The 13935-nt window shown below is 68.7% G+C and carries 16 protein-coding genes; 14 read left to right on the top strand and 2 right to left on the bottom strand.

Annotation, left to right across the window (positions count from 1 at the left end; all coding sequences use genetic code 11):
• The first annotated feature begins 145 nt into the window (after nt 1–145).
• The 3 genes from Q8K84_RS00980 to Q8K84_RS00970 all read left to right on the top strand — a co-directional run bounded on the left by Q8K84_RS00980 (nt 146) and on the right by Q8K84_RS00970 (nt 1987).
• Nucleotides 146–1063, top strand: coding sequence for a hydrogen peroxide-inducible genes activator (locus Q8K84_RS00980; RefSeq protein ID WP_305280026.1), 918 nt, complete (start codon nt 146–148; stop codon nt 1061–1063).
• A gap of 70 nt (nt 1064–1133) precedes the next feature.
• Nucleotides 1134–1697 carry a PadR family transcriptional regulator gene (locus tag Q8K84_RS00975; RefSeq protein ID WP_305279697.1) on the top strand — a complete coding sequence of 188 codons (564 nt, stop codon included), beginning with the start codon at nt 1134–1136 and terminating at the stop codon, nt 1695–1697.
• A gap of 2 nt (nt 1698–1699) precedes the next feature.
• The gene (locus Q8K84_RS00970; RefSeq protein ID WP_305279695.1) at nt 1700–1987 is read left to right on the top strand and encodes a DUF2218 domain-containing protein; all 288 of its coding nucleotides are present in this window, start codon (nt 1700–1702) and stop codon (nt 1985–1987) included.
• Nucleotides 1988–2002: 15 nt separating this feature from the next.
• Here Q8K84_RS00970 and rraA read toward each other — a convergent pair whose 3' ends face one another.
• On the bottom strand, nt 2003–2482 hold the full coding sequence (gene rraA, locus Q8K84_RS00965; protein WP_305279693.1) for a ribonuclease E activity regulator RraA: 480 nt from the start codon (nt 2480–2482) through the stop codon (nt 2003–2005).
• Nucleotides 2483–2677: 195 nt separating this feature from the next.
• Between rraA and Q8K84_RS00960 the strand changes: the two genes are divergently transcribed.
• The 8 genes from Q8K84_RS00960 to Q8K84_RS00925 all read left to right on the top strand — a co-directional run bounded on the left by Q8K84_RS00960 (nt 2678) and on the right by Q8K84_RS00925 (nt 11950).
• Nucleotides 2678–4159, top strand: coding sequence for an AMP-binding protein (locus Q8K84_RS00960; protein WP_305279691.1), 1482 nt, complete (start codon nt 2678–2680; stop codon nt 4157–4159).
• A 165-nt stretch (nt 4160–4324) separates the two neighbouring features.
• A complete protein-coding gene (locus Q8K84_RS00955) occupies nt 4325–5509 on the top strand; it encodes a thiolase domain-containing protein (RefSeq protein WP_305279689.1) in 1185 nt (394 codons plus the stop codon).
• Nucleotides 5510–5514: 5 nt separating this feature from the next.
• Nucleotides 5515–5931 carry a Zn-ribbon domain-containing OB-fold protein gene (locus tag Q8K84_RS00950; RefSeq protein ID WP_305279687.1) on the top strand — a complete coding sequence of 139 codons (417 nt, stop codon included), beginning with the start codon at nt 5515–5517 and terminating at the stop codon, nt 5929–5931.
• Between the two features lie 139 nt (nt 5932–6070).
• Nucleotides 6071–7699 carry a peptide ABC transporter substrate-binding protein gene (locus tag Q8K84_RS00945; RefSeq protein WP_305279685.1) on the top strand — a complete coding sequence of 543 codons (1629 nt, stop codon included), beginning with the start codon at nt 6071–6073 and terminating at the stop codon, nt 7697–7699.
• Between the two features lie 31 nt (nt 7700–7730).
• A complete protein-coding gene (gene murJ, locus Q8K84_RS00940; RefSeq protein WP_370867809.1) occupies nt 7731–9389 on the top strand; it encodes a murein biosynthesis integral membrane protein MurJ in 1659 nt (552 codons plus the stop codon).
• A gap of 359 nt (nt 9390–9748) precedes the next feature.
• On the top strand, nt 9749–10783 hold the full coding sequence (gene trpS / locus Q8K84_RS00935; protein ID WP_305279683.1) for a tryptophan--tRNA ligase: 1035 nt from the start codon (nt 9749–9751) through the stop codon (nt 10781–10783).
• A 55-nt stretch (nt 10784–10838) separates the two neighbouring features.
• On the top strand, nt 10839–11312 hold the full coding sequence (locus Q8K84_RS00930) for a universal stress protein (RefSeq protein ID WP_305279681.1): 474 nt from the start codon (nt 10839–10841) through the stop codon (nt 11310–11312).
• A gap of 65 nt (nt 11313–11377) precedes the next feature.
• Nucleotides 11378–11950: a NifU family protein gene (locus tag Q8K84_RS00925; protein ID WP_305279679.1), complete on the top strand. Its 573-nt coding sequence runs from the start codon at nt 11378–11380 to the stop codon at nt 11948–11950.
• Between the two features lie 38 nt (nt 11951–11988).
• Here the strand turns inward: Q8K84_RS00925 and Q8K84_RS00920 are convergent, their stop codons facing one another.
• Complete coding sequence (locus Q8K84_RS00920; protein WP_305279677.1) at nt 11989–12198, bottom strand: hypothetical protein; 210 nt, start codon at nt 12196–12198, stop codon at nt 11989–11991.
• Between the two features lie 117 nt (nt 12199–12315).
• Between Q8K84_RS00920 and tsaB the strand changes: the two genes are divergently transcribed.
• Genes tsaB through Q8K84_RS00905 form a run of 3 tightly spaced genes read left to right on the top strand, consistent with a single transcriptional unit; the run spans nt 12316 to nt 13868 of the window.
• Complete coding sequence (gene tsaB / locus Q8K84_RS00915; protein WP_370867808.1) at nt 12316–12975, top strand: tRNA (adenosine(37)-N6)-threonylcarbamoyltransferase complex dimerization subunit type 1 TsaB; 660 nt, start codon at nt 12316–12318, stop codon at nt 12973–12975.
• Nucleotides 12972–13424 carry a GNAT family N-acetyltransferase gene (locus Q8K84_RS00910; RefSeq protein ID WP_305279674.1) on the top strand — a complete coding sequence of 151 codons (453 nt, stop codon included), beginning with the start codon at nt 12972–12974 and terminating at the stop codon, nt 13422–13424. The genes tsaB and Q8K84_RS00910 overlap by 4 nt, the downstream gene beginning before the upstream one ends.
• Before the next feature lie 36 nt (nt 13425–13460).
• Nucleotides 13461–13868, top strand: a complete 408-nt coding sequence (locus Q8K84_RS00905) for a Fur family transcriptional regulator (protein WP_305279672.1) — start codon at nt 13461–13463, stop codon at nt 13866–13868.
• The last annotated feature ends 67 nt before the right edge of the window (nt 13869–13935 follow it).

Raw genomic sequence — 13935 nt, 5'->3', positions numbered from 1 at the left:
GGGGGAGAGAAGACGCTGACCCCCGGACATTGAGGCGGCCGGAAGCTTCGCCGCCTCGACCCGCTGATATTCACCCAGAGACCGGACCCGGGTCCAATCGATAGTTTTTGATGTTTTGATAGGGCCGGCCTATCATGCCGCCATGATGCTGCCCACGGTCCGCCAACTGCAATATCTCAAGCTGCTCGCCGAGCACGGCGCCTTTGGCCGCGCCGCCGAGGCCGCCCATGTCACCCAGCCCACCCTCTCGGCCGGGATCCAGGAGCTGGAGCGGACCCTGGGGGCGCCGGTGGTCGACCGGGCGCGGACCGGGGTGATCCTCACCGCCGTGGGGGAAGCCGCCCTGCGGCGGGCCGCCACCATCCTCAACGAGGCCGAGGAGATGGTGCAGGAAGCCCGCCACGCTGGACAGCCCCTGTCGGGCCGCTTTCGGCTGGGTGTGATCCCGACCATCGCCCCCTTCCTGCTGCCCCGGGCCTTTCCCCTGCTGCGGACCCGCTATCCGGACCTGCGCCTCTTCCTGCGCGAAGATCTGACCCAGCGGCTGATCACGGGCCTTAAGGCCGGCCAACTGGACGCCGCCCTGATCGCCCTGCCCTATGAGACCGGCGGCCTGGACCTCGCCCATGTGGCCGATGATGAGCTTGTGGCCGCCCTGCCGGCCAATCATCCCCTGGCCAAGCTGAGCGCCACGCCGCCCGACGAACTGGAGCGGACGGAGATGATCCTGCTGGAGGATGGCCATTGCCTGCGCGAGCACGCCCTGGCCGCCTGCGGCCTGAAGGCGCCCCGGGCCAATACCGATGACGGGCCCTTCGCCGCCACATCCCTGCCGACCCTGGTGCAGATGGTGGGATCGGGGTTGGGGGTCAGCTTCCTGCCGGCCATGGCGGTCGCCGCCGGCCTGACCGACGCGGCGGCCGTCACCATTCGGCCGCTGGCCACCGACCATCCCAGCCGAGAGATCGTGGTCGCCTGGCGCTCGGGCTCCAGCCGCGCCGCAGAGGGCCGCCTGCTGGCTGAAATCATGCGCGAAGTGGTCGACCCGCCCCTGCTGTCCTGAAGCCCCCTTGAAGTTCGACATGTTTCGATATATCTAACGTTTCGATAGATCGAAATAGGAACGAAAACACATGTATGGACACTTTGGATCTCACCCTCACCGCGCGCGCCACAGCCGACATGGCGTCGGGGGCCACGGCGGTCACGGGGACGGCCACGGCCGCCGGGGCGGACCACGCCTGGGCCGGTTTCTCGAACACGGCGACCTGCGGTTTGTGCTGCTGGCCCTGGTGGAAGAAGCGCCATCCCACGGCTACGAGCTGATCCGCACCCTGGAGGAGCGCACCGGCGGCGCCTATCGACCCAGTCCCGGCGCCATCTATCCGACGCTGGCCCTGCTGGAGGATGAGGGGTTTGTCGCCCAGAGCCAGGGGTCAGGGGCCCGCAAGCTCTATGAAATCACCCCGGCCGGACTCGAGGCGCTGGCGCCACAGCGTCCGTCGGTGGCCGCCATCTTCGCCCGGATGAACGAGACCGGCGATGAGGTCGGACGCCACAAGGTCCGCCGCGGCATGGAGAATGTGAAGACCGCCCTGCGGCTGCGCGCCTCCCGGGGGCTGAGCGAGACCGAGGCCGAAGCCGTGGCCGCCATTCTCGACGAGGCGGCCGGCAAGATCGAGCGGGTGGGGGCCTGAGCATGGACAAGACCACATCCCACGCCAGCGTCCCAACCGCCCACGCCCGCCGCTACATGATCCAGCTGTGCAAGCACTTCGGCCACAAGGCCGAGACCAGGTTCGACGACCAGACCGGCGAGATCGTCTTCGACGGCGGGATCTGTCGCCTGGGCGCCGGGCCCGTGGCCCTGGATCTGCAGGTCGAATCCGCCTCGGCCGAGACCCGCGCACGGCTTGAGGGCGTGATCGACAGCCACCTCAAGCGCTTCGCCTTCCGGGAGCCGGAGATGGCCGTGGCGTGGAGCTAGACCACGGCCTGACCCTCAGCCCGGCAGCACCACCACCCCGTCTTCGTCGGCGAACAACCGGTCGCCAGGGGTGAAGATCACCCCGCCGAAGGCCACCACGACATCGCTCTGGCCCTGATCGCGCCGGACGCTACGGAGCGGCATGGTCCCCAGCGCCTTGACGCCCAGGTCCAGGGTGGCCAGCACCGGGGCGTCGCGCACCGCCCCAAAGACCACCACCCCGGCCCAACCGTGGTCCACCGCGCTCTGAGCGATCATGTCGCCGACCAGGGCGCAGTTCAGCGAGCCGCCGCCGTCCACCACCAGCACCGCGCCGTTCCCCGGCGTGGCGAGAATGGCCTTCACCTTCGAATTATCCTCATGGCAGGCGACGGTGCGGACCTGGCCTGAGAAGGCCTTGCGGCCGCCAAGGTCACGCATCTGAAGCCGCAGCACCTGGGCGCGGCCCTCGTTCTCGTCGCTCAGATCGGCGACGGACATGGTGGACTCCGACATGGACGGGGCGCTCCTCAGGAAAACGAGTGTCTGGGCCGCAGATAGCCGGATGGGGCATGATCTTCCAACCCCTTGCCAGGACCGGCGGTCACAGGGGAAACTGTTGTCGCCGGACCCTCATTTCACCGGCGCTCCATTTCATAGAGATCGCGGACGCCTCAATGAGCCGCGACCCCACATTCGGGACGAAACACCATGGCCGAAGAGATGATCTCCCTGAGCGCGCGCCTGGCGCAGCTGGCCCAGACCAGGCCGGACGCGCCGGCGGTTTCCAGCGGCGAGGAGACCCTGACTTACGGCCAGTTCCACCGGCGCACCAACCGCCTGGCCCGGGGCCTGATGGCCATGGGGGTCAAGCAGGGGGACCTGGTGACGCTCGGCCTGCCCAACGGGATCGGCTTCGTGGAGGCCTGCTGGGCGCTCTGGAAGGTGGGGGCGACGCCGCAGCCGGTGTCCTTCCGCCTGCCCAAGGCCGAGCTCGAGGCGATCATGGAGCTGGCCAGGACGCCCATCGTCATCGCCGCCTTCGACCACAAGATCGACAAGCCCCTGGTGTCCATCGCCGACATCGCCGCCCTGGCGCAGGATGAGAGCGATCTGCCCGACGTCATCGCCCCGGTGTCCAAGGCGCCAACCAGCGGCGGCTCCACCGGCCGACCCAAGCTGATCCTGGCGGGCCAGCCCGGGGTTACGGCGGCCGAAATCCCGGAGGTCGGCGGCTGGCAATTGCGAGCGGACTCTGTCGCCCTGCTGCCGGCCCCGCTCTATCACAACGCCGGCTTCGGCATGATGATGTCGGCCATCAATATGGGCGCCCACATCGTGGTGATGCCCAGGTTCGACCCCGAAAAGACCCTGGCCGAGATCGAGCGCTGGAAGGCCACCTGGGTCTACATGGTGCCGACCATGATGAACCGGATCTGGCACCTGCCCGAGGAGGTTCGCGGCCGCTACGACCTGTCCTCCCTTCAGACCCTCTGGCACCTGGCCGCGCCCTGCCCGCCCTGGCTGAAGGAGGCCTTCATCCACTGGCTGGGCGGCGAGGTGATCCAGGAGCTCTATGCCGGCACCGAGGCCCAGGCCTCGACGGTGATCTCCGGGACCGAATGGCTGGAGCACCGCGGCTCGGTGGGCAAGGTCCGCATGGGCGAGATGATCGCCATGGACGAGGCCGGAAACCCCCTGCCCCCCCGGGAGGTCGGCGAGATCTATATGCGACGCCCCGAAGGCGCAGGCCCGTCCTACAAGTACCTGGGCGCCACGGCCAAGACCCTGCCAGGCGGCTGGGAGAGCCTCGGCGACATCGGCTGGTTCGATGAGGACGGCTATCTCTACCTGGCTGACCGCCGCACCGACATGATCCTGGTCGGCGGCTCCAACGTCTATCCGGCCGAGATCGAGGCGGCCCTGGACGAGCATGAGGCGGTGATGTCCTGCGCGGTCATCGGCATCCCCGACGACGATCTGGGCGCCAAGATCCACGCCATCGTCCAGACGAGCCGGCCGACCACCGAGGCCGAGCTGCGCGACTATCTCTCCACGCGCCTGGTCACCTACAAGCAGCCGAGGACCTACGAGTTCGTCGACGAACCCCTGCGGGACGACGCCGGCAAGGTCCGCCGCTCGGCCCTGCGCGAGGCCCGCCTGGAGGCGCTGAAGGCGCAGCAGCCGGCTTAAGGTGGCGCCCGCCCTCGACAGGATCCTGGGCGCAAGGCCCAGGGTGATAGCGGTGGTGGGACAGGCCGCAGAGCCAAGCAGCGCGCTTCATCACCAGGGATGACACCACGCCCCCGCGCGGGATAAGCCGACCCCATTGATCAGAACCATAATCCGGGAAGGGACATGAGCATTAAAGGCCAGGCCTACATCATGGGCGCCTACGAGCATCCGCTCCGCGACGCCCCCGACATATCCACCCCTCAGATCCACGCCGAGAGCGCCAAGGGCGCCCTGGCCGATGCGGGCCTGACCAAGGACGACATCGACGGCTATTTCTGCGCCGGCGACGCGCCGGGCTTCGGCGGCATGTCCATGATCGACTATATGGGCCTGCGGAACGTCCGCCACATGGACTCCACCGAGACCGGCGGCTCGTCCTACATCCTGCATGTGGGCCATGCGGCCCAGGCGATCGCGGCGGGCAAGTGCAAGGTGGCGCTGATCACCCTGGCGGGCCGTCCCCGCCAGCAGAAGTTCGGCGGCTTCGGCGGGGGCGGACGCCCTGGCCAGCTCACCGACGGCCCGCCGGAAGCCGGTTTTGAGAACATCTACGGCGGCACCACCCACAACACCTACGGCATGTGCGCCATGCGCCACATGCATGAGTACGGCACCACGTCCGAACAGCTGGCCTGGATCAAGGTCGCCGCCAGCCATCACGCCCAGTGGAACGAGCACGCCTTCCTGCGGGACGTGGTCACGGTGGAGGACGTGCTGAACTCGCCGATGATCTCCGACCCGCTGCACCGCCTGGACTGCTGCGTGGTCACCGATGGCGGCGGCGCCCTGATCGTCACCAGCCCGGAGATCGCCAAGAGCCTGAACCGGCCCAAGGTCAAGATCATCGGCGCCGGCGAGAGCCCCAAGGGCCCCATGGGCGGCCACGACCTGGACCTGACCCATTCGGGCGCCCTGTGGTCTGGCCCGATCGCCTTCGAGGAGGCTGGCGTGAAGCCGTCCGACATGAAGTACGCCTCGATCTATGACAGCTTCACCATCACCGTGCTGATGCAGCTGGAAGACCTCGGCTTCTGCGAGAAGGGCCAGGGCGGCAAGTTCGTCGCCGACGGCAATCTGATCTCTGGCGTCGGCAAGCTGCCCTTCAACACCGACGGCGGCGGGCTGTGCAACAACCACCCGACCAACCGCGGCGGCATCACCAAGGTGATCGAAGCCGTCCGTCAGTTGCGTGGCGAAGCCCATCCGAAGGTCCAGGTCAAGAATTGCGACCTGGCCATCGCCCACGGCACCGGCGGCTCGCTTGGCACTCGCCACGGCGCAGCCACCCTCATCATGGAACGGGAGTAGGTCCCATGAGCGACACAAAAACCGCCCCCGAAGCGCAGGCCCGCAAGATCCCGGCCCCGCCGGTCACCATCGAGTCCAAGCCGTTCTGGGACGCCGCCACCGAAGGCCGCTTCCTGATCAAGCGCTGCAACAGCTGCGGCAAGGCCCATTGGTATCCCCGCGGCCTCTGCCCGATCTGCTTTTCCGACGACACGGTCTGGGAAGAGAGCCCCGGCGAGGGGGTGATCTACACCTTCTCCGTCATGCGCCGCTCGCCGACCGGCCCCTACGCCATCGGCTATGTGACCCTGAACGAGGGCCCGGCTGTGCTGACCAACTTCGTCGACTGCGACTTCGACCAGCTCGCCATCGGCCAGAAGGTGAAGGTGAAGTTCCAGGCGACCGAGAACGGCCCGCCCGCGCCGGTCTTCAGCCCCGTCTAGGGCAAGCTGAACCCAAGCGTTCCGGAGCGGGGAGGGCCAGCCATGGCCTTCCCCGTTTCCATGTGAGGCCTGGGGCTCGACAGGACCTGGGGGCGCATGGCGATATGGCGCAGCCCCCAACCCCTCGAAGGCTCGCCTCTTGTCCCTGCGTCGTCTGCTTGCGCCCCTGCTCGCCGCCCTGGCGCTCAGCGCCTGCCAGGACGGGCCAAGCCGCCCGCCCTGCGCGGCCGGCAAGGTCTGTCTGGAGTTTGGCAACAATACCGAGCCGGCGACGCTGGATCCCCAGCAGAGCAATCTGGTCGACGAGTTTCAGGTGATCGGCGACCTCAATGTCGGCCTGACCACCGACGCCCCAGACGGCACGCCGATCCCGGCGCTCGCCGAGCGGTGGGAGACCAGCGCCGATGGCCTGACCTGGACCTTCCACCTGCGCGAGGCGAGATGGTCGGACGGCGCGCCGATCACGGCCGAGGACTTCGTCTACGCCTACCGCCGGATCCTGAAGCCCGAGACGGCCTCGATCTACGCCTATCTGGTCTTCCTGCTGAAGAATGGCGCGGCGGTGAACGCCGGCGACGCCGCCCCTGAGACCCTGGGCGCCCGGGCGCTGGACCCCCGGACCCTGGAACTGACCCTCGAGCGGCCCGCGCCGTACCTGCCCGAGCTGCTCAAGCACCTGTCCTTCTTCCCGGTCCCCAAGCATGTGGTCGAGCGGCTGGGAGACCAGTGGGTCAGACCGGGGAACTATGTGAGCAGCGGCCCCTATCAGCTCGTGTCCTGGCGGCTGGGGGAATATATCGAGGTGGAGAAGAACCCCCAGTTCTGGGATGCCGATGAGGTTTGCGTCGACACCATCCGCTACTATCCGACCGCTGACGCGGTGACCGCCGAGCGGGGGATCGCGGCCGGCGAGCTGGACGTCAATACCGGCTTCCAATCCAACCGGCTGTCGAAGATCAACGAAACCCTGCCCGGCCACGCCCGCACCCACATCTCCCTGGCCACATCCTACCTGTCGTTCAACACCCGCGAAGTGGCCGCCTTCCGTGATCCGCGGGTCCGCAAGGCCCTGTCGGCCGCCGTCGACCGGAGCTTCATCACCGACAAGCTGCTGCGGGCTGGCCAGGTCCCGGCCTTCGCCTTCGTGCCGCCGGGCACGGCCAACTATGTGGAAGACGGCCCGCGGACGAGCTTTGCCGATCTGAGCTTCGAGGACCGCCAGGTCCTGGCCCGCGATCTGCTGGCTCAGGCGGGCCATGGCCCGGACAACCCCCTGGAGGTGGAGATCAAGACCGGCAACACCCCGGACACCACCCTTCTGATCCAGGCCATCCAGGCCGACTGGGAGGCTGTGGGCGTGCGCACCCGCCTGATCCAGAACGAGGGCCAGATCGCCTTCGCCGCCTATCGGATGCGGGACTTTCAGGTGGGCGCCATGAGCTGGTACGCCGACTATAACGACCCCCTGACCTTCCTGGAGCTACTGCATTCGCAGACCGGGGCGCAGAACTATGGGGACTACGCAAACCCCGCCTATGACGCCCTGCTGGCGGCCGCCGCCGCCGAGCCAGAAGCAGAAGCCCGGGCGGCGATCCTGGCCCAGGCCGAGACCCTGATGCTGCAGGAGGACGCCCTGGTCCCGCTCCTCTTCGTGGTCAACAAGGCCCTGGTGAACCCCAGGATCACCGGTTGGGTCGACAACATCGCCAACTTCCACCGCAGTCGCTGGCTGTGCGTGGACGGCTCACCGCGAGGCCCAATGCCTTGACCGCGCGGCCCCAAGGCTCCAGAGGCCGATCGTGAGCACGACGACCCCGTCAGACCCGGCCCAGACTCCCGACCCTGCCGCCCCCCGGCGGGGCGGGATGCTGCGCTCATCCATGATTTTTTCGGCCCTGACCCTGTTCAGCCGGGTGCTGGGCCTGGTCCGCGACCTGGTGGTCACCGCCAAGCTGGGCGCCAGCCTGACCATCGCCGCCGACGCCTACTACACGGCGCTCGCCTTCCCCAATCTGTTCCGCCGGATCTTCGCCGAGGGCGCCTTTTCGGCCGCCTTCGTACCCGGCTACGCCAAGCGCCTGGAGGGCGAAGGCGAGGCCGCCGCCAACCAGTACGCCGCCGACGCCGCCGCCGGCCTGGCCGTTGTCACGGTGGTCTTCACCCTGGCGGCCCAGGCGGCCATGCCGTGGCTGATGTACGTCATCAATCCCGGCTATGTGGACGAGCCCGACAAGTTCCGGCTGGCGGTGATCCTGACCCAGATCACCATGCCCTACCTGCCGTGCATGGCGATCGCCGCCCTGTTCTCCGGCGTCCTCAACGCCCACGGGCGGTTCATCGTCTCGGGCTTCTATCCGACCATATTGAACGTGGTCATGCTGGCGGTGGTCTGGCCCCAGGGTGACGCCATAACCGCGGCCTACGCCGCCTCCATCGGGGTGGGCGTCGCCGGGGTCGGCCAGGCCGCCCTGGTCATCTGGGCCGCCCGCAAGGCCGGCGCGCGGGTCCGGTTTGTCCGCCCGCGCCTGACGCCCGACATGAAGGCCCTGGTGCGACGGGCCATCCCCGCGGGCATCGCCAACAGCGCCACCCAGGTCAATATCTTCGTCTCCGGCATCCTCGCCTCTCAGGTGGCCGGGGCCCGGGTCTGGCTGAACGTCGCTGACCGGCTCTATCAGCTGCCCATGAGCCTGGTGGGAGTGGCTATCGGCATCGCCCTGCTGCCGCGCCTGTCCCAGTCCCTGCGCCGGGGCGACGCCGCCGACGCCAAGCTGGTGATGGACCAGGGGCTGGTCTTTGGCCTGGCGCTCAGCCTGCCAGCGGCGGCCGCCCTGATGGCCATGCCGGTCTATCTGATCGACGGCCTGTTCACCCGCGGCGCCTTCGTCTTCGCCGACGCTGCGGCCGCCGGCGCCCTGCTGTTCCACTATGGCTGGGGGACGCCCGCCTTCGTCCTGCAGCGCATCCTGCAGCCCGCCTTCTTCGCCCGTGAGGACACCCGCACGCCGATGCGGTTCGCCCTGATCTCGGTGGCGGTCAATATCGTCGCCGGGGTCGCCCTGTTCTTCGTGATCGGCGTGCCCGGCATCGCCATGGCCACCAGCCTGGCCGCCTGGATCGCCGTGATCCAGATGCTGGTGGCCCTCTGGCGGCGCGGCGATTACCGCCCCTCTCCGGCGGTGATCTCCAAGATTGTCCGGGTCAGCCTGGCCAGCCTGGTCATGGGCGGCGCGCTGGCCTTCGCCGCCTTTAACCGCGAGGCCTTCGAGGCCCAGATCGTAAGCCTAAACCTGCCGCTGATCGGCGCCAAAGAGATCGGCATCCTGGCGCTTTCGGTGGCCGGCATGGCGCTCTATGGCCTGCTGGTCCTGGCCTTTGGCGGCGTCACCCGTTCTGAACTCAGGGCCGCCATTACCCGGCGCGGCGGGACACCGGCCGCGCCGAGCGATCTGGGTTAGGCCCCGGCGCCCCCCACCCCACCAGCGTCATCCCGGGCCTTGTGCCCGGGATCCCTCGCGACGCTTGCGCCCGCCATCGACAGGGATGCTCGGCACAAGGCCGAGCATGACGAGGTTTTTTGGGCGAAGCTCCGGCGAGCCACCGTGTTCATGGGCCTTCGGGTCAAGCCCGAAGGAGGCGGGCGGAGGGCTTGCCACCAGCCCTCCGCCCGACTATGCGCTTCGCCATGGCTTTTCCGGCTCGGAACTCCTGGCGATGGCGCCGCGCGTCCTGAACGCCCCTCTCTAGGGGGCGCAAGCCCTTGCGCGCGTCCAAGCGTGCGTCTTCAAACTCCGCTCGAAGTCGAAGCCTCAATCCCATGACCGACCAAGCCCCCCCCGCCTATAGCGGCCCCCAGCGCGTGCTGTCCGGTGTCCAGCCCTCTGGCGCCCTGCATCTCGGCAACTATCTGGGCGCGCTCGTAAAGTTCGCCCGCCTGCAGCACGAGATGGACACCTTCATCTTCGTCGCCGACCTGCACGCCATCACCGTCTGGCAGGACCCGGCCAAGCTGGCCGACCAGGTGCGCGAAATCACTGCGGCCTATCTGGCCGCGGGCCTCGACCCGGAAAAGGCGACCATCTTCCCGCAGTCCGCCGTGCCGGCCCATGCGGAACTGGCCTGGATCTTCAACTGCGTCGCCCGCCTCGGCTGGCTCGACCGGATGACCCAGTTCAAGGAGAAGTCGGGCAAGCACAAGGAGCGGGCCAGCGTCGGCCTCTACACCTATCCGGTGCTGCAGGCCGCCGACATCCTGATCTACAAGGCGACCCATGTGCCGGTCGGCGACGACCAGCGCCAGCACCTGGAGCTGACCCGGGACATCGCCGCCAAGTTCAACCACGACTTCGCCGCCGAGGGCTTCTTCCCCCTGCCCGACGCCCTGACCCAGGGGCCAGGCTCCCGGATCATGTCCCTGCGCGACGGGACCGCGAAGATGTCCAAATCCGATCCGTCGGACAATTCGCGGCTGAACCTGCTCGATGACGAGGACGCCATCGCCCAGAAGGTCCGCAAGGCCAAGACCGACCCCGAGCCGCTGCCGGAGACCCTGGACGAACTCAAGGGGCGGCCCGAGGCGGAGAACCTGATCGGCATCTATGCGGCGCTGGAGGGACGGACCTCGGCCGAGGTGCTGACAGAGTTCGCCGGCCAGGGCTTTGGCGCCTTCAAGCCGAAGCTGGCCGATCTGGCGGTGGCCAGGCTCGGCCCCGTCGGATCGGAGATGCGCCGGCTGATGGCCGATCCCGGCGAGATCGACGCGGTCCTGGCCAAGGGCGCCGAGCGGGCCCGGGCGGCGGCGGCCCCGACCCTGGCGCAGGTGCGCGCCAAGGTGGGCTATTGGGGCGCCTGAGGCCCAGGCCGACGGCCCCCTTGCCCAAATCCCGTCTCCGGGCCAACGTCGACCCATGAGTCAGCGCAAGTTCCTCGTCATCGCCGACGATACCCCGGAGTTCCAGACCGCCCTGCGGTTCGCCTGCCGGCGCGCCCGGTCCACTGGCGGCCACCTGGCCATGCTGCGGGTGATTGAGCCGGCGGTGTTTGAGCACTGGTCCGGGGTCCGCGAGGAGATCGAGCGCCAGACGAGGGCCGAGGCCGAGGCCTTCCTGCAGAAGATGGCTGAGTTCGTGATCGCCGAGACCGGGACGGCGCCGGAGTTCATCATCGTCAACGCCGAGAGCGCCCGTCAGGCCCTGCGCAGCGTCATCGCTGATGATCCCGACATCAAGATCCTGGTCCTGGGCGCCGCCCCCCAGGGTCGCGGCCCCGGGCCGCTCGTGTCCTCCATCGCCAAGGAAGGCATCCGCTGGGGCGGCCGCAACCTGCCGGTCACCGTGGTGCCGGGCGAACTCACCGACGAAGAGATCGCTGACCTGGCCTGAGGGCGCCATTCCCCACTAGCGCCAGGGGTCTTGCGTCCCGGGGCGGCAGAGGCCACATCTGGCTCATGTTCATCCAGACCGAAACCACCCCGAACCCCGAGGTCCTGAAATTCCTGCCCGGCCGGGACGTGGCCGGCGATGGGAGCCATGACTTCCGCGACATGGAGGCCGCCCAGGGCTCGCCCCTGGCCGCGGACCTGTTCGACATCGAGGGCGTGCAGCGGGTCTTCTTCGGCCCCGACTTCGTCACCGTGGGCAAGGATCCCCATTCGGCCTGGCCGCACCTGAAGGCGCCGATCCTGGCGGCCATCATGGACCACTTCACCTCCGGCCGGCCCCTGTTCACCGGCGAAGCCGCCGCCCAGGGCGGCGATGTGGAAGAAGTCTATGAGGGCGAGGTCGCCCAGATCGTCATCGAGATCAAGGAACTGCTGGACAGCCGCATCCGCCCGGCCGTGGCCCAGGACGGCGGCGACATCGTCTTTTCCCGCTTCGAAGCCGATACCGGCGTCGTCTGGCTGCACATGAAGGGCGCCTGCGCCGGCTGCCCCTCGTCCACCGCGACCCTGAAGTCCGGGGTGGAGAACATGCTCAAGCACTATGTCCCCGAGGTCACCCGGGTCGAACAGACCCTCTAGGCCCGAGTCGAACAGACCCCCTAGGGAAGCCCCGGCGCCTAGCGCTTGGCCAGGATCGCTGACGTCAACGGCCGACGGCGCGCGACGCTGGTGGCGGTCCATACGAGGACCGACGTCGACAACAGGATTCCTGAAACCAGACCGCCGATGGCGAGCAACCCGGCTGGCGTGACCTTCACCTTGGCGACAAATCGAGACTCCCTGACCCGGAGACTGATGGCGGCGGTGTTGGGCTCTAGAGTGTCCATGGGCGCTCCCGGAGGTTGGAGACGAGGCAACACCTGGACGCGAGCCCCGTTCCCCGACGCCGATCGGCTGACCGCCGCGAGCTTTCCAATTTCGCCGCAGCCTGATAGCGCCCGCCCATGATCACCCTTGGCCTCGACAGCTGCCTCGACGCCTGCTCGGCCGCCGTGCTCGATGGCGAGGCTGTGCGCGCCCGGATGAGCCATCCCATGGCCCGGGGGCACCAGGAAGCCATCGCACCGCTGACGCAGGCGGTGATGGCTGAGGCGGGACTGACCTTTCCAGACCTTGATCGCGTGGGCGTCACCATCGGCCCCGGCTCCTTCACCGGTCTGCGGGTAGGCTTGGCCTTCGCCAAGGGGCTGGGGGCGGCTCTGGCCATACCGGTGGTCGGCGTCGGGACCCTGGCGGCCCTGGCCGAGCCCCTGGTCGAGGACCTGGTGTTCGCCGTGATCGACGCCCGTCGGGGGCAGGTCTATCTGCAGGCCTTCGCGCAGGGCCGATCCCTGATGGCGGCGGACGCCCTTCCCATCGAGATCGCCGCGGCCCGGGTGGCCGAACTGTCGGGGGGCCGCCAGGCCGTCCTGGTCGGCAGCGGCGGCGCCCTGCTGGCCGACCTCATGCCGGGCGTCCGCCTGGTCCCCGCGCCAGCCTGCGATCCGGCCGCGGTGGCCCGACTGGCCTCGGCCACGTCCAACCCGCCATCCCCTCGACCCCTCTATCTGCGGGCGCCCGACGCCCGCCTGCCCGGCGGCGCGCCGGGGCCGGACATGGCATGAGGCTCAGCCCCGCCGGTCCCGAGGCCGCCCAGACCCTGGCCGATCTGCACGCCCAGGCCTTCGACAAGCCCTGGAGCGCCCAGGACATCGCCGCCCTGATCGGCGGCGCTGGCGCCTATGCGGTGATGGCGCAGGACGAGGCGCCGCTCGGCATGGTGATGTCGCGGATCCTGTTCGAGGAGGCCGAGATCCTGACCCTGGCCGTGGCGCCGGAGGCCAGGCGCCGCGGCGTCGGCGCGGCCTTGGTGGTGGCCGCCGCAGGTCTCGCCCGCCAGGGTGGCGCGCTCAGTCTGGTGCTGGAGGTGGGCGAGGACAATCCCGGCGCCATCGCCCTCTATGAGGCCAGCGGCTTCCTGCAGGTGGGGCGGCGGCGCAACTACTACGATCGGGGCGGCCGGCAAATCGACGCCCTGTTGATGAGGCTCGATCTTAACAGCGAGCACCCTTAGACCTATTCTTTAGGTTCAGCGACGAGGAGGACCGGCGTGGATCGGATCGAAAATCTCTGCATCGAAAAAGGGATGCGCATGACCGAGCAGCGTCGCGTGATCGCTCGCGTGCTGTCGGCCGCCGATGACCACCCCGACGTGGAAGAGCTGTACCGGCGCGCCCACCAGGTCGATCCGCACATCTCCATCGCCACCGTCTACCGGACCGTGCGCCTGTTCGAGGAGGCCGGCATCATCGCCCGGCACGACTTCCGCGACGGGCGCTCCCGCTACGAGGAGGCCACCGACCACCACCACGACCACCTGATCGACATGAAGACCGGCAAGGTGGTGGAGTTCGTCGATCCGGAGATCGAGGCCCTGCAGGAGGCCATCGCCCGCAAGCTCGGCTACCGGCTGGTGGATCACCGGCTCGAGCTCTACGGCATGCCGCTGGAGGACTAGGCGGCAAGGCTTGGGCCCGCGGCGCAGGTTCGCGGCCGGCGCGAACCGCTTGAACCCCTCGCCCTGC

Source organism: Phenylobacterium sp. (assembly GCF_030679875.1).
In the GTDB taxonomy this organism is placed as follows: domain Bacteria; phylum Pseudomonadota; class Alphaproteobacteria; order Caulobacterales; family Caulobacteraceae; genus Phenylobacterium.
The sequence above is the reverse complement of the archived record's forward strand: the minus strand, read 5'-3'. Positions and strand labels throughout refer to the sequence as shown.

Bases quoted from the DNA above. Each gene is read 5' to 3' on its own strand.
- Q8K84_RS00980 (WP_305280026.1), top strand. From the start codon at position 146: ATGCTGCCCACGGTCCGCCAACTGCAATATCTCAAGCTGCTCGCCGAG.
- Q8K84_RS00975 (WP_305279697.1), top strand. From the start codon at position 1,134: ATGTATGGACACTTTGGATCTCACCCTCACCGCGCGCGCCACAGCCGA.
- Q8K84_RS00970 (WP_305279695.1), top strand. From the start codon at position 1,700: ATGGACAAGACCACATCCCACGCCAGCGTCCCAACCGCCCACGCCCGC.
- rraA (WP_305279693.1), bottom strand. From the start codon at position 2,482: ATGTCGGAGTCCACCATGTCCGTCGCCGATCTGAGCGACGAGAACGAG.
- Q8K84_RS00960 (WP_305279691.1), top strand. From the start codon at position 2,678: ATGGCCGAAGAGATGATCTCCCTGAGCGCGCGCCTGGCGCAGCTGGCC.
- Q8K84_RS00955 (WP_305279689.1), top strand. From the start codon at position 4,325: ATGAGCATTAAAGGCCAGGCCTACATCATGGGCGCCTACGAGCATCCG.
- Q8K84_RS00950 (WP_305279687.1), top strand. From the start codon at position 5,515: ATGAGCGACACAAAAACCGCCCCCGAAGCGCAGGCCCGCAAGATCCCG.
- trpS (WP_305279683.1), top strand. From the start codon at position 9,749: ATGACCGACCAAGCCCCCCCCGCCTATAGCGGCCCCCAGCGCGTGCTG.
- Q8K84_RS00930 (WP_305279681.1), top strand. From the start codon at position 10,839: ATGAGTCAGCGCAAGTTCCTCGTCATCGCCGACGATACCCCGGAGTTC.
- Q8K84_RS00925 (WP_305279679.1), top strand. From the start codon at position 11,378: ATGTTCATCCAGACCGAAACCACCCCGAACCCCGAGGTCCTGAAATTC.
- Q8K84_RS00920 (WP_305279677.1), bottom strand. From the start codon at position 12,198: ATGGACACTCTAGAGCCCAACACCGCCGCCATCAGTCTCCGGGTCAGG.
- tsaB (WP_370867808.1), top strand. From the start codon at position 12,316: ATGATCACCCTTGGCCTCGACAGCTGCCTCGACGCCTGCTCGGCCGCC.
- Q8K84_RS00910 (WP_305279674.1), top strand. From the start codon at position 12,972: ATGAGGCTCAGCCCCGCCGGTCCCGAGGCCGCCCAGACCCTGGCCGAT.